Here is a 26942-nt window from a genome sequence, read left to right as displayed (position 1 = left end):
TCGATCGAAGTTCGCAATGACGGTTTACGCTGGGACTCGTGACCGACGTCGAACTGCGCCACCTCGCCGCGATGGCGGCCGTCGCCGACGAGGGCTCGTTCGGCCGGGCGGCCGCCCGGCTCGGTTACGCCCAATCGACAGTGAGCCAGCAGATCGCCGCGTTGGAGCGAGCCGTCGGCGGCCCGGTGTTCGATCGGCCGGGTGGGCCCAAACCAGTACGGATCACACCGCTCGGCACCGTGGTCCTGGACCACGGTCGCGATCTGCTGGCGAAAGCAGGGCGATTGGCCGACGCGGTCGACCGGTTCAACGCGGGCGACGGCCGGATCGACATCGGCACATTCCAGAGCGTGTCCAACGTGATCCTGCCGGCCGTCGTACGCCGGCTGCGAGACGAGCACCCCGCCTGCGACATCAGGTTTTCCGAGGAGGAGCCGGAGCAGCCACAGATCGGTGATCTCGACCTGCTGTTCTACGACGGCCGGATCGAAGACGACGTCGAGCACGTCAAGCTGCTCGACGACCCGTACCTCCTGGTGGCCGGCGACGGCGCCTTCCCCGACGGCCCGGTCCGGCTCGAGCAACTCGACCGCGCACCGATGGTGGCCTGGCCACTGACCTGCGACCAACCCTTGATGGAGCAGGCACTCACGCACAGCGGTGCCCGTCCGCGCATCGTGTTTCGTAGCGCGATCAACGACACCCTCCTGTCCATGGTGCGAGCCGGCATGGGATCGGCGGTGCTGCCCTGGCTCGCGATCCGGGGCGCCAACGTCCAATCCGACCAACGGCTCCGCATCCACGAACTGCGACCGCCCCTGCCAGCACGGGAGATCTACCTGCACTGGCGCGCCGGACGCACCCAGTCTCCACTCGCCACGCGAGCCATCGAGATCGCCATCGAGATCGCAGCCGAGATCGCCGACCACCCACCAAAGGGTTGCGTGACCGGGCTTCGGCGGGCCGGGCGGGGTAGCTAGCGCTCGGTTAACGCCGCCCTGACACGGTTCTCCTGTCAACGACAAGGAGAAACAGGCAATGGCTACGCTGAAACTGAATTCGATCAGGTGCCACCGGAAGCACGACGTCATTGGCGACGACGAGCCGGTACTCAAGATCGACAGTGCCATCGTGTGGAACGAAGTCATGAACACCAACCAGGACCAGGTTCGGTCCGTGAATGTGACCCGCGTGTTCAAGGGCACCACCTCGGTGACCCTGGACGAGGTGAGCAACGGCAAGTCCTTGCAGATCGGTGCCGCGTTCCCCGTCAAGGAAACCGGCAACCCGGCTTCGATGCAGTTCAAGACCGCCGGTACGCATTACGAGGTGTTCTTCACGGTGTCGTAGCGCCCGTGTTCGTCGCTCGTGGGGCCGGTCGGAACGGACCGGCCCCACGAATGCGGCCTAGGGTTGGTGTAGCGGGCGGTGTGCACGGCGCCGCCTGGGACACCGCCGCACAGGTCGGAGGCCTCCGATGAGGCGATCCTGGTCCTACGTCCGGGAACTCGACGAGTACCCCGAGGGTATGCGCCGGTTGTGGATTCTGGCCATGGCGGTGCTGGCCGTTCTGGTCGGGTCGTACGAGGCTCAGATCGCGCCGGTCGTCCCGCTGCTGCTCGACGACCTCGACATGGACCTGACAACCTACGGCGCGGTTTCGGCCGTTGCCGCGGTCTCGGGTGCGGTGGCCGCCGCGATCGGTGGACGGCTCACCGACCACCTCGGCCGGGTGCGGCTGCTGGTCCCGCTGATGCTGCTCACCGCGTTGTGCTGTCTGGCCATGACGTTGGTGCACTCCCCGCGCGATCTGCTGATCGCCCGGGTGGTGCTGGCGTTCGTCGACGGTATGGCGTTGGCGAGCACCGCCCCGCTGGTCCGGGATTTCTCTCCTCGGCAGGGGCGGGCTCAGGCGTTCGGATTCTGGACCTGGGGGCCGGTGGGGGCATCGCTGCTCGCCGCCGGGCTGGCCGCCTGGACGTTGCCGATCTTCCACGACTCGTGGCGATCGCAGTTCGTCATCATGGCCGGGATCTCGCTGGTCCTGTCCGTTGTGATCGCCCTCAACATCGTCGACCTGTCGCCACAACTGCGGGAACGGATCCGGCAAACCGAGCGGCGGGTGGTGCCGGCGGCGAAGGCGACGGGCCGGGCGCGCGGGCGTGATCTGCTTACCCGGCCCCGGGTGTGGGCGCACACGATCGGGATCTCGTTGTGGCTGGTGCCCTATCTCACGCTGGCGTTGTACGGGCCGGCGATGCTCGTCGACAGCTTCGGGGTGAGCACCGCCCGAGCGTCGGCGATCATGGCCGCGTTCTGGGTGTTCGACCTCGTCGTGCTGATCGCGGTCGGTCGCGTCTCCGACCGGCTGCAGTTGCGCAAGCCGTTCGCGCTCGGTGGCACGCTCGCCGCCGTGCTCGTGGCCGGCTACCTCGCGGTCCTCATGGGACGGCCGTCGGTGCCTGCCGGTCAGCTGATGCTCACCGGTGCGCTGCTCGGCGCCGCCCTTGCGGTGGCGTTCGGGCCGTGGATGGCCAACTTCTCCGAGGATGCGGAGAACGTGGACCCGCGGCTGCAGGGCACCGCATGGGGAATCTTCGGCTTCGCCAGCAGAACCATGGCGGTACTCGTGCTGCTGACGGTACCGCCGGTCGTGGCGGCCACCAGTTGGCGCACCTGGCTGTCGATCTCGCTGGTGTGCCTGCTGCTGTTCGTCCCGGCCGTGTTCCTGTTCGGTGGGCACTGGCGGCGCCCGGCTAACGTTCCGGCAGCGCCGGATGCGGACTCTGGATAACGGTTGCCACGAGGCACCACCGCATAGACAGAGAGAGTCCATCATGTATCTACGCACTCGCCTTGCCGTGTTCACCGGCGCGGCGCTGTTCGCCGCCAGCTTGCTGGCAGCCGGCGGTGTCGCCACCGCCGCCCCGGTCCCGCCCACGGCCGCACTGCTGTCCTGTGACGGGTTGGCGCCGACGATCGTCGTCCCCGCGCCCAACATGGTCACCTTCGGCACGGTGGATCCCGACGTGATCCTCGGAACCAACGGCAACGACGTGATCCACGGCCTCCAGGAGGACGACGTCATCTGTGGACTTGATGGGCAGGACGACATCACCGGCGGTCCCGGCAACGACCGTGGCTTCGGCGGGGACGATGACGACGATTGGCGTGGCGGTAACGGAATGGACTTCTTCGATGGTGGACCGCACGTCGAGGGCGACCGCGGCGACGGCGGAGCAGGCGCGGACCTCTGTGTGGCCACGGAGACCGTGAACAGCTGCTAATCGCAACGGGCTCGGGCCGCTCGCCCCGCCCCGCCCCCAGACCGGACTGCTCGGTCTGGGGGCGGTGGCAGCGTCTGGCGGAGCAGGATCGCGGTGGCGGGATCGGGTGCGGCGGCGAGCTGCCGAAGCGCTGCCAGGACCCGGTCGCGCGCCGCGGCGATGTGCGCCGGTTTGCGGCCTCTGAGCGCGGCGGCGAGAACCAGCCGGTGGCCGCGGGAGTCGTAGGGCTCCACCGACAGGGCACGGGTGGCCAGCCGGGCGGCCTCCGCGGTGTCCCCGGCGACGAGGCGGAGCTCACCGAGGGCCAGCAGGTCGCGGACATGCCGAGCCCGCACCCGATCGACCTCGATCGCTACGTCCGGGTCGCACAGGTCACGCAGGTCGGGCAGGAGATCGCCGCGCCACAACGCGATCGCCTCGCCGAGTAGGTCCGCTGCCCGGTCGTTGTCACCGTCGGCCCGGGCCTGGTCGATGCGCTCTGCCAACTGGTTGTAGGTCCACAGGTCCACCGACAGCGACCCCGAGGGAATGAGCCGGATCGTGTCCCCGTTGGTGCGCAGGTGAAAGCTCGCGTCGCCGCCGGACCGGTCGGGTTCCAGCAGCTGGCGAAGATAGGTCAACGTGACGCGCAGGTTCCGGGCCGCACTGGCCGGGGCCAGTCCTGGCCAGAGCAGTTCGATCGCCTTGTCGCGCACCACAACCGGATCCAGTGCCAGCGCGCTCAGCAACTGTCGCACCCGCAACCGTCTCAGTTGCGGCGCGTCGACCGGGACACCGTCTCGCGTCAGCCGCATCGTGCCCATGACCTCGATGCGGATCCGGTGCGTCGGCGGGGCGGGAAGGGCGGCGAGCAGCCGGGTCGCGCCTGTTGCCAGGGCTTCCTCGGCGGCCTGCGACGTCGCCCGGAACTGCCGGTGAACCGCCGGCCCGATCGTGTCGGCCAACCAGCGGCCCAGCTCGAGCCCGGCCGGATGATCATCGGCGGCGAGTCGTGCCGCCAGCTCCACCGACCACGGCAGCGGCAGGAAACACAGCGCGTGTGCGGGAGGCAGCCGGCCGGCGGCGGTCAGGTCACCCGCCCTCGCCCGGAGCAGGGCGCGTGCGGCTGCCCGGGCCGAGAGATGTGACGGGCCGAGATCAACGCCGTCCCAGTGCACGCGCAGCCGCTCGTTGACGACGTACCCGAGGGCCAGGAAGCGCCGCAGATGCCGTTCGGTGAACCGATTCTCGATGGGCCAGCCGGTCAGCTGGCGGGCGTAGGCCTCGCGTGCGGTGCATTCGTCACCGCGGGCCACCGCGATCGCCGCCTGCGCGGCGCAGGCCAGGATGGCGTCTCGGGGATTGGCCTTGTCGGTCGGGTTGCCGCAGGGCAGTTCCGGCGCCACGGAAACCTCGCCGCAGCAGGACGCGATCACCGCCGCCAGCGCCATTGCCACGAATGCGTCCCGCGCCGTCGCCGGGACCGGGTCGACGTTCGGCTGCCGGCGCCAGGCCGCTGCCGCGGCGCGTCCCGAACCGCGGAGCCGACCCAGATCGGAGGGATCACCGTCGAACCAGCGCGCCACGGCGCCGGACAGCGCAACCAGCGCGTCGCTGGCGTCCGCCAGAGTCCGGTCGGCCAACTCCGCCGCCGCCCCGCAACGCCCACACATGTTCAGGCAGTGGTAGTGAAATCGCCAGGTGGACAACGCCAGGGCCGCGGGCACCCCGAGCACGGGCGCCTGGACGAGATGGACAAGCGCGCCCTCCGGGTCGCCGAGGACCTCGGCGTGCATCGCGGCGACGTTGTGCCGCAACAGCCTGAGCACGGGGGAGAACGGGGCGTCGAGCCGGTCGGACCACCCGGCCAGCGCGGCGAGCCGAGCGAGATCGGCCCGCGAGTGCGCGGTGATCGTCGCCTGGCCGAGGACGGCGGTGGCGCCCGCCTCGTCGTCGCGGTCGAGCATGCCTTGCCAGGCTTGGTCGAGCATGGGGTCGATGCTCGGATCGGTGAAGTCGCCCGCGTGCGTCACCGCTGCCGCGAGCAGCACGAACGCCGGCTCATCCGCCATCGACGGGGGGACGGCCGCGAGCCACCGCTCGGCGATGCTGCGGGGCAGCGCCGACAGCGTGGTGTGGACGAGTTCGACGGCGAGATCGGCGAGCAGGTCCCAGTTCCGCGACTGGCAGGCAAGGCGACCGGCGCGGGCCAGATCGCCCCGCGCCATCAGTGTGATCACGGCACGTCGGCGCAGCAAATGCGTCTCCTGAACCGTCATCGCCCGCGACACCGCGTCCGTCCACAGATCGTGCGCGCGGTACCGGCCGTCGGCCAGGACGTCGACGAGCGGGATCCGCCGGACCAGATCGTCGAGTGCGACCGGCCCACCGGTGACCGCCGCGACCTCGCCGGTGGTGGCGCTACCGAGCGCGGCCAGCGCGGCGAGGGCCCGGCACTGTGGACCGGGCAACCGGCCGAGGATCTCCTCCCGGGCGTATCGCCACGGCGCCGAAGACCCGGCCGCGAACGCGAGTCGTACCAGGGCCGGCCAGCCCTGCAGCGCCGCTGCCGCCGACGCGTCCCGCCCGAGCCGACGAGCCAACGCCGCCACCTCGACGTCGGTGAAGGCGAGGTCGGCAGGGCTGACCCGGACCACCTCGCCCGCCGCCTCCCGGCGCGCCAACGGCAACGGAGGCTCAACCCGCCCGGACAGCACCAGATGCGCGGTCGCTGGCAGCGCCGCCGCGATGTCGCGAAGCAGCGCCGCTCCCGGCGAGCCCACCGGAATCTCGTGCACGTCGTCCAGCAGCAGACACACCTCAAGGGGGGCCCAGCGGATCACGGTGTCGATGACCTCGCGCGCCCCGGGATCGGCTCGCCGGCAGGGCGTTGGAGACTGCTCGTGGCCGCGTCCGGCGGACATCGCATCGAGCAGCGCCTGCGCGAAACGGACCGGATCCTCATACGCCGCCTCGCAACTCAGCCAGACATCGATCCCGCGAGGCGCGGCCAGATGCGCCCGCACCGCCTGGGCGAGCACCGTCGTCTTACCGAATCCCGGTCCGGCGACGACCAGAGTGATCGGCCGGTCCCAGCGTTGCGCCAGGCGCTGAACGAGCCGCAGACGCGGCACCTCGACATCGAGCGGACGCGGCAACCCCGCCGATCCCGCCAGAAACGGAGCGCCGGCGGACGGCCCCGCAGTGGACACCAAGCCGAACGGGCGTGACTCGTCGGCCAGCCCACTCGCCATCATCGGGTCCACAATGACAAGAGCAGACACCACCGATCCAGATACCCCAACCACACCGGTCACCGAGTTCCCGGCACCCCCGCACCGGCCTTCGTGAACCAGCGATCTCCGGTGGAACTACCCGCCAACCCCCCGCTACCAAGCTGTGGCACATGCAAGCCCGGACAATGTTCGTTGTACTGTCCGACTGGGACGGTGGTTGTCCTTCGGGCCGCGTTGCAATCGCGCCCAGCCCACCACTGCCGGCCGGGCCCCCCCCCAACGACTGGCCAGCACCTAACCGGGCACCAGCGGCTGGCACACCTTCTGGTCCCCAAGGACTCGGCCCATCGGGTCAGAGCACACGGCAGGTGTTGATCACCTCGAGGATGGTCGCCTCCGCCTCCGCGCGCCGGGACGGGACGGTCCAGCCGACCACCTGGAAGTAGCTGTGCTCGCCCTCCACCATGGTTTGCCAGGACACGGCGTTGATGCCCTCGCTCGTGCCGGTGATCACATACTGCACGGCCGGCCGGCCGCCCACCGTGAGCGTCTGCTCCGGACCGATCTCAGCTCCCTGATCGACGCCACTTCACCACAACAACCAGCACCAGACCGAGTTGGCGTGGTAGCACCGCACTGATCTCGGTTTCGCCGGTCGGCGCCGGCTGCCCTGAGGGGACGGTCGTGAGCCGCCCACTTCGAACCCGGCATCCTGTCCCCGTCAGACCGCAGCCGGCGTAGCCGTCGGCGTTTCCTCGCGGGCGCGGACGCCCACGCCGCGCACGAGCAGGTAGCCGACCATCCAGATCTCGCCCACGGTCGCGGGCAGGGTGAGCGCGTCGGCAACGCCCTGCGCGCCAGGGACGAGGTAGTGCACGAACGCGCTGAGCGGGTAGGTGATGCCGCCGGCGATGAGCACCCAGCCGAGCGCGCGCGGCATCCACCCGGAGCGGAGCACGCACCAGCCCATCGGGATCAGCCACAGGCCGAAGAACAGCGCGCCGACTTCCCACAGGTTCGCGCTGAGCAGGTAGAGCAGTTGGACGGTGGCGGCCGCGTCGCCCATCGGCTTCAGCGCGACCTCGAGCGCGGTGGCGAGCATCGCCGCGCTGGTGAGGATCGCGACCGCGTTGACGAGGCCGAACGCTGCGATGCCGGCGGCGGCGAACGAATCCGCGGTGCGGAACAGCCGGTAGAACCACCCGGCGGCGAGCGCCATCGTGACGACCACGAGCAGTTCGAACGCGACGCCGGCGCGGGCGAGCGTCTCGTGCTCGACCAGGTTGGCGAGCGTCGCGGCGGGGTCGTCGGCGGCGAAGAGTTGCGACCGGATGAGCAGGAAACCGAGGCCGCCGGCGATGGCCAGGCCGAGGTAGAGCAGGCCTGTCGTGCGGGCGGTGCGGACAAGCGGGTGCATCGTGGCTCCTTCGAGGGCCGGAACGGCCTTACGCCGTAAGGCACCTTACGCCGTAAGATTACTTACGATGTGCGGTACTGGCAAGAGTGAGGAGACCCGTGACAGCCAAGGCATCCCGAACGCCGCTCAGCCGCGAGCGCGTGTTGGCGGCGGCCGTCGCCCTGGCCGACTCCGACGGGATCCAGGCGCTCACGATGCGCCGCCTCGCGGCCAACCTCGGGGTCGAGGCGATGTCGCTCTACTACCACCTGCCCGCCAAGGAAGCCCTGCTCGACGGCGTCGTCGAGACGGTGCTCGCCGAGATCGACGCCGCGACCGCCCGCCTCCCGACGAACGGCGACGACGACTGGCGCGCGCGGATCCGGCGGCAGTTCCTCGCGGCGCGCCAGGTCATGCTGCGCCATCCGTGGATGCCTGGGCTGCTCAGCACGCGCCGGACGATTCCGCCAGGCGTGTTCGCCCTCTACGAAGGCATCCTGGGCACCATGGTCGGCGCCGGGTTCTCCTACCGGCTCGCGCACCGTTCGCTGCACGCGTTCGGCAGCCTGCCGCTCGGGTTCGTGCAGGAGATCTTCAGCCCGGCACCGGCCGACGGCGGGCCGGCCGACAGCGTCTCGGAGGCCGAACTCGTCGCGCTTGCCCAGCAGATGCCGCACCTCGCGGCCATGATGGCCACCGAGATGCACGACAGCGCCGATCCCACACTGGGATGGTGCGACAGCCAGGTCGAGTTCGAGTTCACCCTCGACCTGCTCCTCGACGGACTCGAACGCCTCCGCCGCACCGCCGACGCCCAGAGCTAGCCAAGGCGCAGCCGGTGCGCCGCGGCTCGACACAGGGCTACTCACAACGCCAACCCTTACCCGTGACGACCAGTCACCGCGGCGCCAATCGATGTCCTCGAACCGCAGCGCTGCGACACCGCAACAGAGACCACAGCGCAGGCCCCAGATGCGCCGGGGGCCGGCAACCCTGCGCGCCTCCTCGACCACAAACGCGGTCACCTCGGCGGCGGTCGGCAGCTCCAGCCCGCGCTGGCCATCACGCATCCGGCATTCCACAAATGGTCGGAGCGCGCGGACATTCCGCTCGATCGACCGAGTAACGAGGCCCCGCTCGGTCGCCTCGTACTCGGCGTACCGGGTCAGCAGCGCGTCAGCGGCGGTCACCACCGGGGCCGGCGGGTCGGCCAACATCACACCGATCGACCGCAAATACTGGAGCAGCGCCGCCCACCGATCCGGCCTTCCAATCCGCGAACCGCCCAGCCGTGCTCTGGCCGAGATGGACGCGTCCACGGTTGCCGGACCGAACTCGGCGGTGTCGATTCCTGTGATCTGCATCCACCGGCTCAGGTGGATCACGCGTCGCTGATGTGTCCGCACCGTCGTCGGCACATAACCCTTGTGCCCCAACCATTCGATGAACCTGCCGGGTACGGCATCAGCGGCCCAGAGATCTCCAACCGCGCACGAGATCACATCATGACCTTTACTCCCCGTTTGAATCTGATACTAAAGCGTCACCATCCATTCGTATGCCAGCGCCGTGCAGCGCGAGCAGCGTCGAGTTCAGGTGTCAGGCCGCTCCAGGCCAAGCCATCGCCGGGGACACAACAACACCATCTCAGCAGATTCGACAAGGGACTTGGTCGTGAGCACATGTCGGCCCATGCACAATTCCACGCTCGCCGTGAGCTGCACGAGTCCACCATCATCGAGATCCCCGCCGGCACCGCCGCTCAGTTCGGGAGGTTGGGCGCACCCGGCTGACGACCTCAGGTGAGGTTGCCGGGCCGGGTGCTCGGGAGTGTCCGACCGTCGCATGACGTGGTGAGCACGGTGCGGACAGGACGTCGATCACGGCGTCCGCCTGCGTGTCGGTGAATGGCAGTCGCTGTGGAACAATGTGGATCTTCGGCGTGCGTGATCGTGACTGCGGCGTCGTCGGTACAGAACCGCGGCGGTGATCGTTCTCATGCGCCTCGCCGTGTCCCGGCGCATCACCGATCATCCCGGAAGTCTTGCCACCGCGGCTCGCATTGGGCATCATGCGGTTATGGGGGTTTTCCGGTTTGCCTGGCGAGAGCGGTGCGTCGTGGCGGTCGGGACTTCCTGGTTACGTCGGCACCTGGGGGCGTCGTTCGTCGACCACGCTGGCAACGGTGATCTTCCGGCGATGGGCGTGACCAGGCAAGCGTCCGGCAGAAACGGTCCGTCTCGAACGATCCCAGCTAGGCGGAGAAGGTCGGCACATGCAGGAATTCTCCAGCGAGATGTGGGGCGAGGGCATTGCCCCGTGGTACGACTCCCGTATTGGAGATTTCGACACGGCGGACGAGGTAAAATTCCTGGCCGAACGTCTGCCAGATGGCTTGGTGGCCGAAATCGGTGTTGGCACTGGTCGGATCGCCGTGCCCCTCGCCGCCGCGACGTCGGCACGCGTGCTTGGCATCGATGTGTCGTCCGCTATGCTCGAAATTCTGGCAGAACGCGCGGACTCCTCGGTCGACCGCATGGTCTGCGACGTGACGAAGTCACTACCCGATATCTCGCTGACGGGCGCTTACTGCGTCCTCAACACCCTACCTATGCTCGGCGACCACGCCGCCCAACGGCGCGCGGTGACGCATGTCCGGCAATGCGTGGTTCCCGGCGCCCCATTCATCGTCCAGGCGGCCGTACCAACGGCAGACTTCTTCACTTCACCCTGCTTCAGAATCCAACCACTGCGCATGGACGCCGGGTTCGTGGAGCTGCAGATTACCCGAGTGTCACCCGAAAAGCGCCTGGTTGAGGTTCAGGACGTACGAATCACCAACTCGGGCACCCAGTTGATACCAGGCGAGTTCCATTTCTGGGAACTCGACGATCTCGACGCGATGTTCGCCGACTGCGGTTTCGACCTCGCCGAGCGTTACGCCGATTGGACTCGACAGCCATTAAGCAAGGAATCCACCAGCGCCATTTCAGTCTATCGAGCCGCTTAGCCTCGGGCGAGGAGAGGAGAAGCCCTTAGAGTATTCGTCAGCCTGATGCCACAGTGATGATCGGTCGGAGCCCTGGGGGTTTCCGAGCGGCGGAAATTATTCAGTTCCGATAGAAAGGATCGCCATGACGGCACTGCTTGAGTTGGCTCCCCGCGACGCCGGCGCCGCGCCTAGCGGCGTCAACGTCGAGTTTTTGGAAGGTATCAACCTGCACGAAATCGCCGCCTGCCATCAAACCTGCGATTTGGCGTGCAACACGACCGGACGGTCCGCCATTCCCGCGGCCGACGACGAGATCTGATCAGGTGAACCGGCCTCGGTGGCGATGGATACGGCTTCCATGAAGGTGCAATGGGAATGACAGCGGGTAATGTCAAGACGCCGGTTCCTAGCATCGCGGCCACTGTGTCGGATCTGGTTTCGGCCGACGGCCGAAACCAGATCCGACACAACGCGACCTGGATCCACGTGACGAATCCTCTCGACTCTTTGCCGGAGCATGGCTGGAAGTTCCATATCTCGTCACGACTCGCGGACTACTTCGACCTCGTGACTGTGCTGGTGCCGTTCCTGCTCACTGAGGGTTGCACCTTCAAGCTGGCCCGCTCGATGAGAGTGCTCAGCGAGCTCAATGACGGCGGATCATCGCCGCCAAGCGTCGGCAAGGCGGTCACGGTCTACCCGGACCAGGACCGGGTGACACAGCTCGGCGCCAGGCTCGCGGAGCTGCTCCGCGGCCGGTTGGGGCCGCGAGTGCTGAGCGATCGCCAGGTGGCGCCGGATGCTCCGGTGTATTACCGGTACGGACCGTTCCGAAGTACGGTCGTGGCGAGTACCGCCGGGGACCTGAAAACGGTCATGGTCGGTCCCAGCGGCGACACTTTCGAGGGTCTGGCCACGACCACCTACCAGCAGCCACCCTGGGCCGACGACCCGTTCCGACCGGCCACGAACGGTGCCGATGCCCCGGCCGTCGAAACGGATCAGCCGACCCTGCTCGGGAACCACTATGAGCTGTTCAACGGGTTGCTGGCGTCGGGGCGGGGCAACGTATACGCCGCAACCGATGTCCGTACCGACGAGACCGTCGTGGTGAAGGAGGCGCGGGCGTACGTCGCGGAGTCACCCTACGGCGATGACGCGCGAATCCGGCTGCGCAACGAACGCTTCGTCCTGAGCGCGCTGCACGACGTCCCTCGGGTGGCGCGGTTCCGTGACCACTTCCGGCACGGTACCGACGAGTACCTCGTCACCTCCTTCAACGGGAAGTTCAACCTGTCGGAGAACGTCGCGCGTAAGGGGCGCTACGTACCCCTGGAGAACCCGGACCCAAGTACCTACCCTCCCGCACTCGCCGATTCCCGTAGCCTCGACGCGCTCGCTCACCCGCTCGCCCGGACGCTGCGGGAGATACACGCCCGTGGGTACCTGGTACGTGACTTGAGCCCCAAGAACATCGTCGTCAGCATGACCGGCGACGAGGTCACCTACATCGACTTCGGCCACTGCAACCACCACGATGTGGTGATCCGGGGCGGTACCAAGGGGTATGCCACGGAGCGGCAGACTAACGAGGAGCCCGCCGAGCCAGGTGATGACTTCCATGCGCTCGGTATGACACTTTTCGCCGCCGCGACCGGTGCCGAGCCGATCGTCGTCGACGACGATCCGGACGCCTCGCGGGTGATGGCGCTGCGGATGATCGACCAGATTTACCGGGACCAGTTGCCACCGGTGATGGCTCTGGTGGCCGACCTGCTTTCCGGCCACCCCGACACGATGGTGACCGCGTTCACCGCTCTTGCCGACGGGCGCGTCCCCGCTGATCCCCGACGGCTGCGGCGCCATAGCCCTGCCGTCCACCGCCACGGACCGGACACCGGCACACTGGTCGACCGCGTACTCACCGAACTCGTGTCCCGCACCAACGAGGTTCTCGACGAGTCACGCGAGCCGGACGCGAACGTCTACCGCGGCGCCGCGGGTATCGGTCTGTCGCTGTTGCCGCACCTCGACCGCCCCGGCGTGGCCACCACCGTGGCACGCCTCGCCTCGTTCACCTCGCGCACCGCTCGGCAGGTGAAGATGCGGCCGGCGCTGTATGTCGGCAGCACCGGTGTGGAGCTCTTCCTACGACGTGCCATCGCCGCGAGCGTGGAAGCGACGCCCCTGCCGGCGGAGTTGCTGTTCGGAGAACCCGAGGAGACACCGGAAGGCGACGACATCATCGTCGGCGCCGCCGGTGTCGGGCTGGGTCACCTGCTGTTGAACGAGCTGGATCCGCGTCCGGAGCACGATGAGAAGGTCCGGCAGTGCCTCGAGTTGCTCGACACGCACGACGACGCGGTCTCGTTCTTTCCGACGGAGGACGTGCCGATCCCTGGGCTCGACACCACCATCGGCGTCGCCCACGGCCAGGCCGGAGTGGTTGAGTTCTTCCGGCAGCTGTGCCGCCTGGCTCCGTCCGACGATTCGCGGCGGCTGCTCACGACCCGGTTGGCGACGCTCACTGACGGGGTGACGCATATCGTCGAGGCGTCAGGAAAACCGAACGCCGTCCCGCTGTGCACGTCATGGTGCCGCGGTATGGCCGGAATGGGTCGGGTGATGCTCGCCGCGGGCCGACAACTGGGCGACAGGTCGCTGATCGACCTGGCCGTGGCCTGTGGAGACGGCTGCCTGCGGTGGCTGCCCTACCTCACCACGCCCGGTCAGTGCTGTGGCGTGGCGGGCATCGGCGAGCTGTTCTGCGACCTCGTCCCACACGACGACCGGTTCCTCGCCGCCGCCGAATCCGCCACTACGCAGATGTTGCTCCTCCACGCCGACGCACCCCCGACCCCACCGGCCCGGAACCTGGGCCGGCCGGGCAGCATGTCGTGGGCCAGCGGAGCCGCCGGCGTACTCGCCTTCCTCACCCGTTTCCGTGACCTCACCCCCAGCGACAGCGCGACCGCCCCGTTCTGAGTCCCCCATGCCGTCGATGTCCTCGCCCACACCGACGACCCACGCACCCGGCCAAGACCATGCGCACCATCGCCGACTACATCTGCCTCAACCTCGCCCCACGACCCACACCACTGCCACGGCACCCAAGACCTGAAGCGAGATCGACAGCGCAGCGCACCATTCCTCCAAGCCGACCTTTGGAACGTTCGGTATGTTCAGGAACCGCGCGCCCACTGCTGAGCGGGCTTCACTCGGGGTAATGAACTGGCCCTGCCTCGGTCGGGGTTGCTGTTGAGTCCTCGCGGCGACTCCCGGCGCGCCGCAGCAGCCCTTCAAGAACTGTCAACGTCGAACTGTTCGATCGCCCTCGTTGACGTTCAGGGGGATACCGAGATGACCAATTGGGTCTCTGCCTGCCATCCTGCGTCGATGGATGCTGACGGACCCAGTTGCGATGCCCTTCGCCAGCGCGTGGTCCGCGGCCGGTTCAGTGCGGCCGGCATCCAAGCTCTCGGGCAGGCCATCGGTGGCTTGGAGCGGCTTCTCGGCACCTGGTGGCCGCGACGGGCAATACGAGCGTTACGGCTGGTGGCCGGGCGAGTTGAACCTGCTCGGGTTCCACGCCGCCGCGCTACCGCAGTTCCTGGTCCTGGCCACACGGCTGGAGGCGGCAGCCGAGGAGCTGACACCGGTACCGGGATGTCCCCCGGTGTGTCAGACAAGGCTGCGTCCGGCGATGAGCCACTCGCATACCAGCTCGACGGGCTGCCCATCGGCGTCGTAGCCCCATACCCGGGTCGGCTGGTTGTATGCCTCCGTGGGTGCTTGGTGGCAGAACCACAGGATCTCACCGCACACGCCTTGAGCTTCCCCCGCTTTCTCGGAGACTTTCGATCATGGTCTGATGGGCCAGGAGAGGAGTCTTTGTGGCCGCACCGAAGAAGTACCCCGACGAGTTGCGGGCTGTACGGCTGTAGCGGGAGTCGGACCCCAAGCCGGTGATCCGCCGGCTGGCCGAGCAGTTGGGAGTGCATCCGGAGGCGTTGCGCAACTGGATCCGCCAGGACGAGGCCGATCGCGGCGAGCGGGATGACCGTCCGTCCACTTCGGAGCTGGAGGAGTTGCGGCGGCTGCGTAAGGAGAACGCCGAACTCAAGCGGGCCAACGAGATCCTGAAGGCGCGAGTGCCTATTTTCGCGTCGGAGCTCGACCCGACCCGGCGACGGTCATGAGGCTGGTTGACCAGCTGCGGGGCCGCTTCGGGGTCGAGCCGGTTCTCCGGGTGCTCAGCGTGGCGGCGTCGACCTACTACGGCTGGGTGGCCCAGGCCGCCCAGCCGGCCGGCGCCGCGGCGAGGACGAGCAACTGCTCGCCGAGATCCGCGCCCTTCACGAGCGCTGCGGCGGCACCTACGGAGCGCCGCGGGTGCACGCCACCCTGCTTCGGCAGGGCCGGCGGGTGGGACGCAAGCGGGTGGAACGGCTGATGCACGAGGAGGGCTTGCAGGGCGCGTTCCTGCGCAAACGCTGGCGGATCCCGTCCACCCGGCAGGACCCGACCGCCACGCCGGCGCCGGATCGGGTCAACCGGCAGTTCACCGCGGACCAGCCCGATCGGCTCTGGGTGGCCGACGCTACTCGCATCCCGACGGGTGCGGGCGCGTTCTGGCTGGCGGCGGTGCGCGACGCGTTCTCCAACCGGATCGTCGGGTGGAAGACCAGCGACCGCTGCGACACCGACCTGGTGCTCGGTGCCCTGGAGTACGCCATCTGGTCGCGCGATGTGCGGGCCGGGCAGCTGATCCACCACAGCGACCGCGGCTGGGACCTACACCTCGTTCCGGTTCTCGCAACGGCTGGCAGACAACGGAATCCTGCCCTCCATGGGCTCAGTCGGCGACTCCTACGACAACGCGTTGATGGAGAACTTCTTCTCCACCCTGAAGATCGAGCTGGTCTACCGCCACGCCTGGCGCACCCGCGACGAAGCCGAGAACGCGATCTTCAGTTACATCGACGGCTGGTACAACCCACACCGCATCCAGAAACACCTCGACTGGCGCTCACCCGACAAGTACGAACACACCTGGCGCACAGCCCACCGTGATCAACCCGAGCCAACTACCGTAGAACCTGCGCCAACCGGCGCCAGGTAACAACCCCTCCGGGAACCGGGGAAGCTCATTGTTGTCCTGACCGCGTTGCCGGCGCTGTTGTGGGCGTATCGGGGCGCAGCTGGCCGGCCACGGGCTGGTGGCGATGAATCTGCTGGCGGGGTGCCTGCTGGGGCGTGGGCGGGTGCGTCCTGGGCGGTGCGGATGCGCGCGGTCGTGCTGAACCGAGTGCTCGCCGGGCTGTTGGTGGGCATGCCGCGGCGCTGGTGGTCACCCATCTCACCTCGCTGGGCACGCTGATCCTGCCCGCCGTGGTGCAGGCGGTCGCAGGTGTGGTGGCGGGGTTCGGCATCGGCGTGGTCGCGGCGGTCATGGGGGTGGCCGGCGGCGAGTTGCTGATCCCGACGATCGTGCCGCTCTACGGCATCGACATCAAGACCGCGGGCAGCGCGTCGTTGCTGGTGTCGTTGCCGACCATTCTGGTTGCCTTCGCTCGCTACAGCCGGGACAGCAGTTTCGCCGTGCGAACGTCCGGTTCGTAGTGGTGATGGTCGCCGGCTCGATCACCGGCGCCACGCTGTGTGGGCTGCTGGTGGGCGTGTTGTCCGACCGGGTGCTCATTCCGATCCTGGCCGGCGTGCTGCTGATCTCGGCCGTCGAACTCGCCCGCCACCACTAGCCATCGGCTGCGATGTGCTTGCTGCGTACCGTTTTCCCATCGCACAGGCCGAAGCGGCCACGACCTCGATCACGGGTGCCGGGTAATCGATGAGCAGCCGGTGGTCGTCGCAACGGCCGGGGCGGAGACCACCGACTTCTTCCGGCCACGCGAGTCGGGGGAGACTGACGTGGTCGCGTTCACCATCGTCACCATGAGCCAACCCATCGCCGACTACGCCCACGAACTCCTCGAGGCCAACGCCTACCGCGACTATCTCGAAGTCCACGGCCTCGGGTGCAACTCACCGAAGCCCGCGCCGAGTACTCGCACCGGCGCGTCCGCGAAGAACTGTGCCTCCCCTCCGGTGCGACCATGGCCGACGAAGTCTCCGACGACGTCGAATGTTTCCTCGACCTCAGCTACCGCGGCGCCCCGCTTCGCACTGGGCTACGGCGACTGCCCAACCTCGAAGACCGCGAAGACCGCGCCAGGATCGCCGACCTGCTCTCCCCGGCCGCATCGGCGTGACCCTCTCCGAGGATCACCAATTCCACCCCGAACAGTCCACCGACGCCATCGTCCTGCACCGCCCCGAAGCCACGTATTTCAACACCTGACCTTTCCCGTGCGCTTGACAGCAACAGGTTTGGATTACAAACTAGTTGGTCCCCCTGGTTCTGAGACTGGCGATCACAGCCGTGGGGTGCAGGCGGCGAGCATGGTTGGCGGTAGCACGTCAGCAGGTTGCATGGGCCCCGCCGGCAAGGGTCCAGTACATTGATCCGTGTTGGAATACCTGATACCGGCCCCCTCCGCCAGGCGTGTCGGCCTCATCGGTCAATGGGTACCCGAGGCAGCTACGCTCCCAGCCCATGGCAGCCCAGGTGTCGCGGATCGTGCCGTATACCGGGTGCGCGCCGGTTTGGAGAGTCCAGTAGATCGAGGCGCGTTGGAAGTGGTTGTACCGGCCGATTTGGTCCGGGGTGGAAGTCTCGTCCGTCAAGGGGTAGCCGAAGCCTTGCTCTCGCCAGTACTGGTCCCACTTCTGAAGGATTGCTCCCCCCACGACGTGGGCCTGCGTGGCAGGATGCCAGTAGATCACACCGCCATGAAACGCTTCCCAACGGCCACCGCCGGTGGCGTCTGCCTCGACGTTAGCGGGACAACCGAGCGTTCCCCACTCGGCACCAAGCTACAAGTATTTGTCCTCAATAAAGCCATACACAAACACGCCACAGTGGACGCTACCGGGCCCTGCATGCGCGATGGCTGGCACTGTCACCATACTACCGGCCAATGCCAAGGCGGCGATCGACCCACGCAGCCAGCGTCGCATAGCGCCCTTGCCAAAAAGTACTTTGTTCGACATTCGCTTCGCTCCCCTAATTGGATTCCATCGCCCAACCGACGATTCAACCACTTCGCGACGGCGCGACGAAACACTCGTCGAATCCGCAGAAGTGATGTCATCCTCCACCGACATCTTTATCGTCTCGGCCATCTTCTTCACCGTTTCCAAGAAATCTGTCATCGGCTTCACCTTTCTGCCATGAGAAATACGTCCATATGGCTTTCGTCGCCGCCTCGGCCATTGGCGCGCGGACTACCAGACCTACCACGAACATCACCGCGACGCCGACAACAAGCAGACGACGGGGCAGCCGCGCAGCCAGACGTGACCGCATCACAACCCTTTACCAACCGGTCGGACGGTGCGGCTACCCTGTACTACAAGGTCGAACTGGCAAGTCCACAGACCGGCAATATCTTGACGTGACCTGACGTGGGTTTCCTCTCATTGAAGGAAAGATCTATCAGCACCAGAGAATTCAGTGTAACGCGCCTCCGCACCCATTACCGTGGGTGTCCGGGATCCGTTCTGCGCGCACCCCCGGGGGCGACATCGTCTCTCGCGTCGCTAGTATTATTCGAGTCATAGATGCATCCCTCAGCGTGCTCCTAAGGACCTTGGATGTGGGATGATCTTGCTAGATGTGGCCACGACTGTCCTTTCAGGCCGTGTCAACAGGTGGGCCTCCGTCGAATAACGTGCGGCGACAGGAGTTCAATCGGCAGAGATTGGTATCGCCGAACTTGAGTGGTTTACGGTGGCACCGCACCCTGCTTGCAGACCTTGCGTCAACCTTGAGGCCAGCCGGGACCCGTATCGACTTAGATATCTCAGTGACGATTGATCATTAGGGGACGCCCATGCGGTTCCGGTTGGCCTTGCCGATGACTCTCCGATTGGGCGAAACGAGCTGGGGAAATCCCATACGATCCCGCACGGAAAGATCGACTTGTCTCATCACCTCTGCAGCCGCATCATGGGCAGGATCCCTGGCTTCGCTGGGGTCGCAGGCACGATGAGACGGGCCGTTTGGTGGTCATCTCTTCGGGAATGATCTATGACTGCTGCGCGACCGAACCATACGTTCACTGTGCTTCCGGACCCGGGCCGGGCCGGCACCCTCGGTGAACTCATCGAGGAGCTACGGTCACTGAAGGTCTGGGCGGGCGACCCGTCCTACGAATGGATCACCGGCTGCATTAACAAGGACTGGGCGGCAGCCGGTCGCCCGACCAGTGAACTGACAAAAAAAGCCACAGTTGTGGACTGTTTCAAACCCGGTCGGCGACGGCTGAACACTGACCTCGTCATCGCGGTGGTGCAGGCGTTGCACCCGGACGTGGGGTACGTGACGCAGTGGCGCCAAGCGCTCCAAGTGATCGGCGGGGAAGCCCGGGCCGCGGCGCAGATCCGGGTCCAGGACAGCCTCCCGCAGGATCTGGCCGCCTTCACCGGCCGCACCGCAGAGCTGGACCGTCTCCGCCAAGCCCTCCGCCACAGCCAGCAGGAGGGTGGCGCGATGGTGATCTCCGCGATCGCCGGGATGGCCGGGATCGGCAAAACCCAACTCGCCATCCACGCCGGGCACCTGCTCACCCGCGAGATGCCCTTCGACCGAGTCCTGTTCGTCAACCTGCGCGGCTTCCACCCCGACCCCGCCCAGCCGCCGGCCGACCCAGCCGCCGTCCTGGACGGCTTCCTGCGCCTACTGGGAGTGCCCGGCCAGCAGATCCCGCACCACCTGCCCGCCCGCACCGTCGCCTACCGCGGCCGCCTCGCCGGCACCCGCACGCTGATTGTGCTGGACAACGCCGCCAACGAGGACCAGGTCCGCCCGCTGCTTCCCGAAACCCCGGGCTGCCTCACGTTGATCACCAGCCGACGAAGCCTCACCGCCCTACCTGCCGCGACCCACCTGGCAGTGGACGTGTTCACCGCCGACGAGGCGGTGACACTTCTCACCCGGGCGGCACCCGACGTTCCCGTCGGCCGGGACCCGCATGCCCCGGCCCGGATCGCCCGGCGCTGCGGTTACCTGCCCCTCGCCCTCGGCCTGGTCACCGGGCACATCCGCAGCACACCCGGCTGGACCCTCACCGATCACGCCGACCGGCTCGACGAACGCCACCATCAGCGGCGCCTGGACACCGCGGTGGAACTCGCCCTCGACCTGTCCTATCAGCATCTATCCACCGACCAGCAACGGCTGCTGCGGCTGGCGGCGCTACACCCCGGCCAGGACCTCGACACCTACGCCGCCGCCGCCCTGGCCGACACCGACCTGCCCACCGCCCGGACCCACCTGCACCACCTGTGCCGAGACCACCTGCTGCAACAGGGCACCCCCAGCCGGTATACCTTCCACGACCTCATCCGCGCCTACGCCATCGGCCGGGCCAGCGACGAAGACCGCCCATCCGAACGCCGCGCCGCCCTGACCCGCCTGTTCGACTACTACCTGGCCACCGCCGCCGCCGCCATGGACATCCTGCACCCCGCCGAGACGCACCGTCGGCCCCGCGTCACCCAGACCGGCACCCCCACCCCCGACCTGACCGAACCGGACACCGCCCGCACCTGGCTCGACACCGAACGCCCCACCCTCGTCGCCGTCGCCGCACACACCGCCACCCACGGCTGGCCCACCCACACCACCCGACTGTCCACCACCCTGTTCCGCTACCTCGACGGCGGACACTTCGCTGACGCCCTGGCCATCCACGGTCACGCCCGCCACGCCGCCGACCACACCAACGACCCGACCGGACAAGCCCGGGCTTTGACCGACATCGGCGCCGCCCACGCGCAGCTGGGCCAGTCCGTGCCGGCCACCGAACACCTCCAGCAGGCCCTGCACCTATACCGGCAGGCCGCCGACCCGGCCGGCCAGGCCCGCGCCCTGAACAACCTCGGCCGCGTCGAGGCGCGGCTGGGCCACTACCAGCCAGCCACCGACTATTACCAGCGGGCCCTGACCCTGTACCGGCAGGCCGGCGACCGGGCCGGCGAAGCAAACGCACTGAACAGCGTCGGCGATGTCGAGGTCAAGCTCGGCCATTACCGGTCGGCCGCCAATCATTACCAGCAGGCCCTGACCCTGGTCCGGCAGGCCGGCGACCGGGCCGGCGAAGCCTACGCGCTCAACGGCCTGGGCGATGTCGAGGTCAAGCTCGGCCGCTACCAGTCGGCCACCGACTATCTCCAGCAGGCTCTGACCCTGTACCGGCAGCTCGGCAACTGCGCCGGCGAAGCCTGGACACTGGACAGCCTCGGCGTCCTCCACCTCCACCTCGGCCAGCCCACCCAAGCCACCGGGTACTACCAGCGAGCCCTGGTCATCTTCCGCGAGGCCGGCGAACGAGACGGCGAAGCCTACGCGCTCAACGGCCTCGGCGAAGCCGCCCACAACGCCGACCGCCCGACCGACGCCCTCACCCACCACACCGCCGCCCACACCATCGCCGTCGACATCGGCGCACCCGACCAGCAGGCCCGCGCCCACACCGGCCTCGGCCACGCCCACCACACCCTCAACCACCCAGCCCAGGCCCGCCAGCACTACCAACACGCCCTGACCCTCTACACCGACCTCGGCACACCCGACGCCGACCACCTCCGCTCCTACCTCACCATCGACAACAACACCTGACTGAGCCTCCCCCCGGATCGTGGAGGACTTCTCTATGCGGCCAGGTTGGCCGCAGTGGTCTCATAATCGATCGGGGACTGCATGCCACAGGAACTGTGGCGCCGTCGAGAATTATAGAAGTCGACGACCCATTTCACAATAGTCTGTTTCGCTTGTTTCCGCGTCTTGAAATGATGACGAGAAAGCACCTCGTGCTCGAGCGTGGAGAAGAATGATTCGGCCGCGGCATTGTCAAAACACGAACCAGTCCTACCCATCGATTGCACAATGCCAAGACGATGGCACAGGCCGGTGAAGTGGTGCGCGGTGTAGGTCGAGCCGCGGTCGGAGTGGAAGACGACCCCGGCCACCCGCTCCTTCCCGCCGCGCGCCGCCACGGCCATCGTGATGGTCTGACCAGCGAGTTCGCGTCGGGGTGAGTGCTGGTGGCGTAGCCAAGCAGCCGGCGGGAGAACAGATCGATCGCGGTGGACAGGTACAGCTTGCCCTCGTCGGTCGGGATTTCGGTCATATCGCCGACCCACGTCACGTTCGGCGCCGGCGCGGTGAAAACTCGTTGCACCAGATCGGGGAACGGGACCGCTCGCTTGTCCGGCCGGGTGAGGTTCTTGCGCCGTTTCTTCGGTCGCGCGACCAATCCCTGCCGGGCCATCGATTTCGCCACCGCCTTCTCGCTCACCACCCACCCGACGGCCCGTAAATCCTCCAGAAGCCGCGGCGATCCGTGCAAGCCGTCCGCGGCCGCGAACGCCTCGGCCACCGCCGCATCCAGCTCGGCCCGGCGCCGCTCGGTCGACGTGAGACGGCGCGACCGGTGCTGCCACTTATAGAACCACGACTGCGACACGCCCAGCGCCCGGCACGCGACCGTGTGCGGCACGCGGTGGCAGGTCCTCTGGTCGGCGATGAACGCGGCCAGGCTCACCGCGTCGCCTCCTTCACCCACAGGACCACGGATCGCTTGAGGACTCACGCTCCATCCGCAACTCGGTCACTTCCTGCCGCAGCCGAGCCAACTCGGCCCGCTCGTCGCCGCTCAGCCGCTCGACCTCACCACGGTCGATCTTGTCCTGGTTCACCCAGTTACCCAGAGTCCCCGGGTTGATCCCCAGATCGTTGGCCACCTGGGCGATCGGCTTGTTCGTCTCCCGCACGATCCGGACCGCACCCTCACGAAACTCCCGGTCGAACCGCCGTCGCTTCTCCGGCATGGCACTCCTTATAGTCCATGCCTCCACGGTCTGGGGGGAAGGTCAGACCACCCGCTGAGCGAGCTACGCACCTGCTCGGCAGTCCAGTAATTGCCCGTGCCGGGAAGGACCTCACGGTAGCCGGACGCAGACAGGACATCGGCGAACAGCCCCGCGTCGCTGGAGGGCTTGTCAGACGGCCCTCACCGGGCAAATCCCGATACCGTCGACAGCCATGCCGATATGGAAGCGCCGGGCCGTGCTGCCCCGCTGGCGTGAGCTGCAGATGCCAGCGGGGCACGGTGGATTGGTTACCAGCCGTTGGCGATGATGGTGCCGTTGGGGTCGGACCAGCCGCCTTGGCCGTTGCCGGTGAACATGTGGAGGGTGCCGGTGGTGGGGTGGCGGGCGATGAGGTTGGGGTGGGTGGGGTCGGCGTTGTAGTTGGTCAGGGCGAAGGGGGTCCAGCCGTTGAACGGGCCGCCGACGGTGTAGCCGTTGTCGTTGGTCCATTGGCTTTGGTTGTTGGTGGAGTACATCTTGAGGATGTTGGTGGGGCTGTAGTTGGTGAGGATGTCGGGGTTGTTGTCGCTGGTGAAGTCGAGTAAACCCCAGGGGGTGTAGGCCGAGGTCCAGCCGGAGCCGATTTGTTGGCGGTTGTTCAGGCCGGTGCTGAGGTCGCCGGGGTAGAGGAAGAGCAGGCCGTTGGGGTCGGCGGCGACGACGTCGTAGGAGCCGTCGTGGTTCCAGTCGGCCACGCCGTAGGGGGTGAAGCCTTGCCAGCCGTCGCTGAACACGACGGCGGGGGTGACACCGGTGGCGGTGAAGCGGTAGATGAGTTCAAGGCCGGTTTGGTTGTTGCGGGCGATGATGTCGGGGTAGCCGTCGTGGTTGAAGTCGGCGATGCCGAAGATGGTCAGGTGTTGCCAGCCGCCGCCGTCGATGACGGTGGGTGGGCCGAGGATGCCGGAGGGCAGCCGCTGGTAGTTGAGCAGCTGTCCGGTCGGGGTGGCCGCGAAGAGGTCGGTCTGGGGTTGGCCGGTGGCGGGGTTGGTCCAGTTGACCGCGCCCATCGGGATGAGGTTGGCGCTGACCGGTGGGATGACGGTGCCGGCCGCGGCCGGGGTGTTGAGGGTGCCGCTGGTGGTGCCGGTGGCGTAGGAGGCCGCGCCGGTGGGGCCGACCGCCCACAGGTCGGGGTGGGTGTCGTTGTTGGTGTCGTTGCCGAGGATGCTGGGGGCGTTGGTCTTGGTCAGCACGCTGCTGGCGGGACGCGCGACGGTGCGGGTGGCGTCGGTGAACCAGTTGAGGTTGTAGCAGTCGACGGTGCAGGTGGTGGCGTAGAGGTCCACCTGACCGGTGGGGTTGTCCCGCACCAGCAACGCCGGCCGACCGCCTTTCGTAGCAGCGGCGATGGTTTTGGTCGACCAGTCGACCGTGTCATCGAGCACGACCGCGGCAGTGCCGAAGTTCCCGGCGCCGAGGCCGTGTTCGAACCACCACAGCTCGTGATGCCCACCGTTGTTGACGGTGGCGATCAGGTCCGGGTATCGGGAGTCGGAGCTGGGCAGGCTGTCTTCGGGTAGATGACCGACGCTGACGATTTGGGTGATGGCGGTAGTGGGGCCGAGAAGGGGTTCCCAGTTGGGGTCGAGGAAGCTGTCGCCGAACAGGGTGGTGATAGTTCCGGTGTCCAGGGTCAGGGCGGAGCCGTCGCCGGGATTGGCGTAGACGCGGACCGTGCCGTTGGGGGAGACGGCCAGGATGTCCTGCATGCCCGAGCCGGTGAACTGCCCGGTGGTGACCAGCGTTCCTGCCCAATCCGTCGGTGTGCCAAGGGTGGTGGACAGCGCCGTGCCCCGGATCCCGATGTTGGTCGGGGCGCCCAGGGTGCCGGTGCCGGTGCCGGGGGTCAGCCACAGGCCGGGGGCGGTGCCGTTGGTGCCGCCCACGGTGAGCAGGTCGGGTTTGCCGTCGCCGGTAAGGTCACCGTCGCGGTCCGGAGTGGCCGGTGGGGTGGCGAGCAGGATGCGCTGCGCGGCGGGGCTGGGCGTGCCGGCCGCGGACAAGGCCTGCACGGTCAGGAAGTTCGGGCCGATCCGGCTGGGGGTGACGGTACCGGTCCAGGAACCATTGCTGGCGTTGACGATGACCGGGATGCCGCCGTTGATCTGGTAGCGGTAGCCCACCGGGGTCGAACTCCCGACCGGTGGGGAGAACGTGACCGTACCCGGGGTGCGCACCGGCCTACCGGTGAGGCCATCACCGGGAAAGTCCGTGGAGGTGATGGTCGGCGTACCCGGTTGGGAGGTGTCGACATGGAACCGGCAGGCCGGGGTCCACCCCGAGTACAGCAGCCCGTCGAACACCCGCACGGTCCAGGAATAGTCCCCATCGGCGAACGCGCCTTGGGCGATCGGGGCCAGGGTCCAGGATCCCGCGGTGGTCTGAGTGGTCCGGTTGATCGTGGCGCCGGTGGCCAGGTTGGTCACCACGAACTGGGCTTCCAGCGGCTTGGCCACCCCATCGGCGGCCAGCGAGGTCGCCGCGAACAGTGACACGTCGGTGCGGCCGATCACCGGGTAAGGCGTTGTGGTGGTGCAGACCGTCGCCGGGGAGGTCTGGGTACGCCACGGCGTGACCGGGACGACGTCGTAGCTGACCGAGAGAACGGCGTTGTTCTGGGTGAACTTCTTCCAGCCCGCGCCGGTATCGCCTTCGTCGGCCGCCTTCAACCGAAAGGTCAGCGTGTTGGTGTGGTTGTTGGCCGCGTAGCGCAGTTGGTCGGTGACATCCGCGCCGATCCCACCAGAGCAGGTGCCGCCCGAGCCCGGGGTGCCGGAGGAATGGGGCTGGTTGTTCCAGTTGGTGCCCGGCCCGACCGGATCGACCCAGTCCACCTTCACAATGCTGTTGCAGTCGACGGCATACAGCGCGGTGAAGTTCACCTGCGCCGCCAAGATGGTGGTGTTGTAGAACCCGGCGATGTTCCACTGGAAAAACGACCGGGTCACACCGATCCCATTGCACTTGGGCGGGGGCCCGGGCCACACACAGTTCCCGATCTGCGCCGGCCCGCTCTGGTTCCACAGCGCAGTGGTGGGTTTACCGGACTCGACCTCGGTCCAGTCTCCGTTGTAGGCACTCCAGATGTTCGGCTGCAGCGTCGGGTCGATCATCACCGGGTACACCGTCGTCGGATCCGACAACAACCCCTGATCCGGCACCAGATCAACACCGGCCGGCGAGGTGCTCACCGCCACCGCGGCAACCCGGGCGGCCTCACCCGGCGTCCGCGCCGTGGAATTCATCGCCGCACCGGTGGCAGCATCGATCAACGCGCCACCCGTGGCCTCGACCAGTCTGCGGTCCACGCTGCCGGGCCTGGCCGCTTTGGCCCCCACCGGCGCAGGAGCGGAGTCCCACATGATCGCGGCCGGCGAACTATAGGCGACCCGCCCTGAGCGATCCGTGAACCGCAGCCGCCCCTCGGAGTCGATGCTGGCCGACAGGTCGCGGCTGCTGGCAGTCAACCGCAAGCGGGCCAATGCCGGATTGGCCGCGGCCACACGGTTCTTCACCACCAAAGTGTGCGCCACCCCACCCTGCTCGTCGGTGTTAACCACCACATCGACCCCGGACAGCACCTCGGCATAGGTCGCGGTATGCCCGGACACCGACGGTGCCGGCAGCACAAACGGCAGACTGAGGCTCACCTGACGGCCACGATGGGCCAGCGTCATCAATGGGCCCGCGCCGCCCCCCGACAGCCGAACCGAGCCCGTGGTCGCGGCGGTCGAGAACCCACCTTCCCCATTCCGAACCAAACTGGCATCCAAGCCCACCCAACTATTGCCCCGCCGCACTCGCACCGGACGCAACGACACTTGACGGGTCAGCGTCCCATTCGGATGCGCCGTGACCTGACTGACCGGATCCGTAAGTGCCCCGGCCACCACCGGCTGTCCACTCGATCGCGCCGCAACCAGTGCTTCCGCCACACCGATCCGATCCGAACCGGACGGATGCTGCGCGGTCGGAGGCGACATTGCAGTTGCCGGTGGCCCGCCAAGTCCTAACGAGACAAACGCCGTCATGAGACTGAGAGCCAGTGTCCTCAC

At 67.6% G+C, this 26942-nt stretch carries 20 protein-coding genes and 5 pseudogenes; 15 read left to right on the top strand and 10 right to left on the bottom strand.

Annotated elements, in window-relative coordinates:
- The first annotated feature begins 38 nt into the window (after positions 1-38).
- From VFV67_RS29065 to VFV67_RS29050, 4 genes are all read left to right on the top strand, one after another.
- Positions 39-980, top strand: coding sequence for a LysR family transcriptional regulator (locus VFV67_RS29065; RefSeq protein WP_326473866.1), 942 nt, complete (start codon positions 39-41; stop codon positions 978-980).
- Positions 981-1038: 58 nt separating this feature from the next.
- Positions 1039-1350 carry a hypothetical protein gene (locus VFV67_RS29060; protein WP_326473865.1) on the top strand — a complete coding sequence of 104 codons (312 nt, stop codon included), beginning with the start codon at positions 1039-1041 and terminating at the stop codon, positions 1348-1350.
- A 127-nt stretch (positions 1351-1477) separates the two neighbouring features.
- Positions 1478-2794 carry an MFS transporter gene (locus VFV67_RS29055; RefSeq protein WP_326473864.1) on the top strand — a complete coding sequence of 439 codons (1317 nt, stop codon included), beginning with the start codon at positions 1478-1480 and terminating at the stop codon, positions 2792-2794.
- A 43-nt stretch (positions 2795-2837) separates the two neighbouring features.
- Complete coding sequence (locus VFV67_RS29050) at positions 2838-3287, top strand: hypothetical protein (RefSeq protein ID WP_326473863.1); 450 nt, start codon at positions 2838-2840, stop codon at positions 3285-3287.
- On the opposite strand, the gene VFV67_RS29045 is transcribed toward VFV67_RS29050, so the two are convergent.
- The 3 genes from VFV67_RS29045 to VFV67_RS29035 all read right to left on the bottom strand — a co-directional run bounded on the left by VFV67_RS29045 (position 3284) and on the right by VFV67_RS29035 (position 7919).
- Positions 3284-6523 (bottom strand): BTAD domain-containing putative transcriptional regulator, encoded by a 3240-nt coding sequence (locus VFV67_RS29045; RefSeq protein WP_326473862.1) that lies wholly within the window; start codon positions 6521-6523, stop codon positions 3284-3286. The genes VFV67_RS29050 and VFV67_RS29045 overlap by 4 nt on opposite strands.
- A gap of 331 nt (positions 6524-6854) precedes the next feature.
- Complete coding sequence (locus VFV67_RS29040) at positions 6855-7043, bottom strand: hypothetical protein (protein ID WP_326473861.1); 189 nt, start codon at positions 7041-7043, stop codon at positions 6855-6857.
- A gap of 180 nt (positions 7044-7223) precedes the next feature.
- A complete protein-coding gene (locus tag VFV67_RS29035; protein WP_326473860.1) occupies positions 7224-7919 on the bottom strand; it encodes a DUF4386 domain-containing protein in 696 nt (231 codons plus the stop codon).
- A gap of 98 nt (positions 7920-8017) precedes the next feature.
- On the opposite strand from VFV67_RS29035, the gene VFV67_RS29030 reads away from it, so the two are divergent.
- The 10 genes and pseudogenes from VFV67_RS29030 to VFV67_RS28985 all read left to right on the top strand — a co-directional run.
- Positions 8018-8722 (top strand): TetR/AcrR family transcriptional regulator, encoded by a 705-nt coding sequence (locus VFV67_RS29030; protein WP_326473859.1) that lies wholly within the window; start codon positions 8018-8020, stop codon positions 8720-8722.
- A gap of 1451 nt (positions 8723-10173) precedes the next feature.
- Entirely contained in the window at positions 10174-10908 is a 735-nt protein-coding gene (locus tag VFV67_RS29025; RefSeq protein WP_326473858.1) for a class I SAM-dependent methyltransferase, read from the top strand.
- A 124-nt stretch (positions 10909-11032) separates the two neighbouring features.
- The gene (locus VFV67_RS29020; protein WP_326473857.1) at positions 11033-11209 is read left to right on the top strand and encodes a hypothetical protein; all 177 of its coding nucleotides are present in this window, start codon (positions 11033-11035) and stop codon (positions 11207-11209) included.
- A 56-nt stretch (positions 11210-11265) separates the two neighbouring features.
- Entirely contained in the window at positions 11266-13875 is a 2610-nt protein-coding gene (locus VFV67_RS29015; protein WP_326473856.1) for a lanthionine synthetase LanC family protein, read from the top strand.
- A 974-nt stretch (positions 13876-14849) separates the two neighbouring features.
- A pseudogene (locus VFV67_RS29010) lies at positions 14850-15089 on the top strand (transposase); the annotation flags it as partial.
- 82 nt (positions 15090-15171) lie between these two features.
- A pseudogene (locus VFV67_RS36910) lies at positions 15172-15669 on the top strand (IS3 family transposase); the annotation flags it as partial.
- Between the two features lie 43 nt (positions 15670-15712).
- Positions 15713-16012, top strand: a complete 300-nt coding sequence (locus VFV67_RS29000; RefSeq protein ID WP_326473901.1) for an IS3 family transposase — start codon at positions 15713-15715, stop codon at positions 16010-16012.
- 224 nt (positions 16013-16236) lie between these two features.
- Positions 16237-16512: a hypothetical protein gene (locus tag VFV67_RS28995; protein WP_326473854.1), complete on the top strand. Its 276-nt coding sequence runs from the start codon at positions 16237-16239 to the stop codon at positions 16510-16512.
- A 2-nt stretch (positions 16513-16514) separates the two neighbouring features.
- Positions 16515-16649 (top strand): hypothetical protein, encoded by a 135-nt coding sequence (locus tag VFV67_RS28990; RefSeq protein ID WP_326473853.1) that lies wholly within the window; start codon positions 16515-16517, stop codon positions 16647-16649.
- Positions 16650-16782: 133 nt separating this feature from the next.
- Positions 16783-17248 (top strand): annotated as a pseudogene (locus VFV67_RS28985) (vitamin B12 dependent-methionine synthase activation domain-containing protein); the annotation flags it as partial.
- A 119-nt stretch (positions 17249-17367) separates the two neighbouring features.
- On the opposite strand, the gene VFV67_RS36905 reads toward VFV67_RS28985, so the two are convergent.
- The 3 genes and pseudogenes from VFV67_RS36905 to VFV67_RS28980 all read right to left on the bottom strand — a co-directional run bounded on the left by VFV67_RS36905 (position 17368) and on the right by VFV67_RS28980 (position 18162).
- Positions 17368-17505, bottom strand: a complete 138-nt coding sequence (locus tag VFV67_RS36905; protein ID WP_414636369.1) for a hypothetical protein — start codon at positions 17503-17505, stop codon at positions 17368-17370.
- Positions 17503-17790, bottom strand: a pseudogene (locus VFV67_RS36900) (LGFP repeat-containing protein); the annotation flags it as partial. The pseudogene VFV67_RS36900 and the gene VFV67_RS36905, both read right to left, overlap by 3 nt.
- A 33-nt stretch (positions 17791-17823) precedes the next feature.
- On the bottom strand, positions 17824-18162 hold the full coding sequence (locus tag VFV67_RS28980; protein ID WP_326473852.1) for a hypothetical protein: 339 nt from the start codon (positions 18160-18162) through the stop codon (positions 17824-17826).
- An 877-nt stretch (positions 18163-19039) separates the two neighbouring features.
- Between VFV67_RS28980 and VFV67_RS28975 the strand changes: the two genes are divergently transcribed.
- Complete coding sequence (locus tag VFV67_RS28975) at positions 19040-21631, top strand: tetratricopeptide repeat protein (RefSeq protein ID WP_326473851.1); 2592 nt, start codon at positions 19040-19042, stop codon at positions 21629-21631.
- A 32-nt stretch (positions 21632-21663) separates the two neighbouring features.
- Here the strand turns inward: VFV67_RS28975 and VFV67_RS36895 are convergent, their stop codons facing one another.
- The 4 genes and pseudogenes from VFV67_RS36895 to VFV67_RS28960 form a co-directional block, all read right to left on the bottom strand.
- On the bottom strand, positions 21664-21888 hold the full coding sequence (locus VFV67_RS36895; RefSeq protein ID WP_414636368.1) for an integrase core domain-containing protein: 225 nt from the start codon (positions 21886-21888) through the stop codon (positions 21664-21666).
- A 39-nt stretch (positions 21889-21927) separates the two neighbouring features.
- Positions 21928-22478: pseudogene (locus VFV67_RS28970) on the bottom strand (DDE-type integrase/transposase/recombinase); the annotation flags it as partial.
- 91 nt (positions 22479-22569) lie between these two features.
- Complete coding sequence (locus tag VFV67_RS28965; protein WP_326473849.1) at positions 22570-22842, bottom strand: transposase; 273 nt, start codon at positions 22840-22842, stop codon at positions 22570-22572.
- Positions 22843-23132: 290 nt separating this feature from the next.
- A complete protein-coding gene (locus VFV67_RS28960; protein WP_326473848.1) occupies positions 23133-26537 on the bottom strand; it encodes a hypothetical protein in 3405 nt (1134 codons plus the stop codon).
- Positions 26538-26942: the final 405 nt, after the last annotated feature.

Source organism: Actinophytocola sp. (assembly GCF_035762905.1).
In the GTDB taxonomy this organism is placed as follows: Bacteria; Actinomycetota; Actinomycetes; order Mycobacteriales; family Pseudonocardiaceae; genus DASYTH01.
The sequence above is the reverse complement of the archived record's forward strand: the minus strand, read 5'-3'. Positions and strand labels throughout refer to the sequence as shown.

Bases quoted from the DNA above. Each gene is read 5' to 3' on its own strand.
- VFV67_RS29060 (WP_326473865.1), top strand. From the start codon at position 1,039: ATGGCTACGCTGAAACTGAATTCGATCAGGTGCCACCGGAAGCACGAC.
- VFV67_RS29055 (WP_326473864.1), top strand. From the start codon at position 1,478: ATGAGGCGATCCTGGTCCTACGTCCGGGAACTCGACGAGTACCCCGAG.
- VFV67_RS29050 (WP_326473863.1), top strand. From the start codon at position 2,838: ATGTATCTACGCACTCGCCTTGCCGTGTTCACCGGCGCGGCGCTGTTC.
- VFV67_RS29045 (WP_326473862.1), bottom strand. From the start codon at position 6,523: ATGATGGCGAGTGGGCTGGCCGACGAGTCACGCCCGTTCGGCTTGGTG.
- VFV67_RS29035 (WP_326473860.1), bottom strand. From the start codon at position 7,919: ATGCACCCGCTTGTCCGCACCGCCCGCACGACAGGCCTGCTCTACCTC.
- VFV67_RS29025 (WP_326473858.1), top strand. From the start codon at position 10,174: ATGCAGGAATTCTCCAGCGAGATGTGGGGCGAGGGCATTGCCCCGTGG.
- VFV67_RS29020 (WP_326473857.1), top strand. From the start codon at position 11,033: ATGACGGCACTGCTTGAGTTGGCTCCCCGCGACGCCGGCGCCGCGCCT.
- VFV67_RS29015 (WP_326473856.1), top strand. From the start codon at position 11,266: ATGACAGCGGGTAATGTCAAGACGCCGGTTCCTAGCATCGCGGCCACT.
- VFV67_RS36905 (WP_414636369.1), bottom strand. From the start codon at position 17,505: ATGGGCTGGGAGCGTAGCTGCCTCGGGTACCCATTGACCGATGAGGCC.
- VFV67_RS28980 (WP_326473852.1), bottom strand. From the start codon at position 18,162: ATGACAGATTTCTTGGAAACGGTGAAGAAGATGGCCGAGACGATAAAG.
- VFV67_RS28975 (WP_326473851.1), top strand. From the start codon at position 19,040: ATGACTGCTGCGCGACCGAACCATACGTTCACTGTGCTTCCGGACCCG.
- VFV67_RS36895 (WP_414636368.1), bottom strand. From the start codon at position 21,888: ATGGGTAGGACTGGTTCGTGTTTTGACAATGCCGCGGCCGAATCATTC.
- VFV67_RS28965 (WP_326473849.1), bottom strand. From the start codon at position 22,842: ATGCCGGAGAAGCGACGGCGGTTCGACCGGGAGTTTCGTGAGGGTGCG.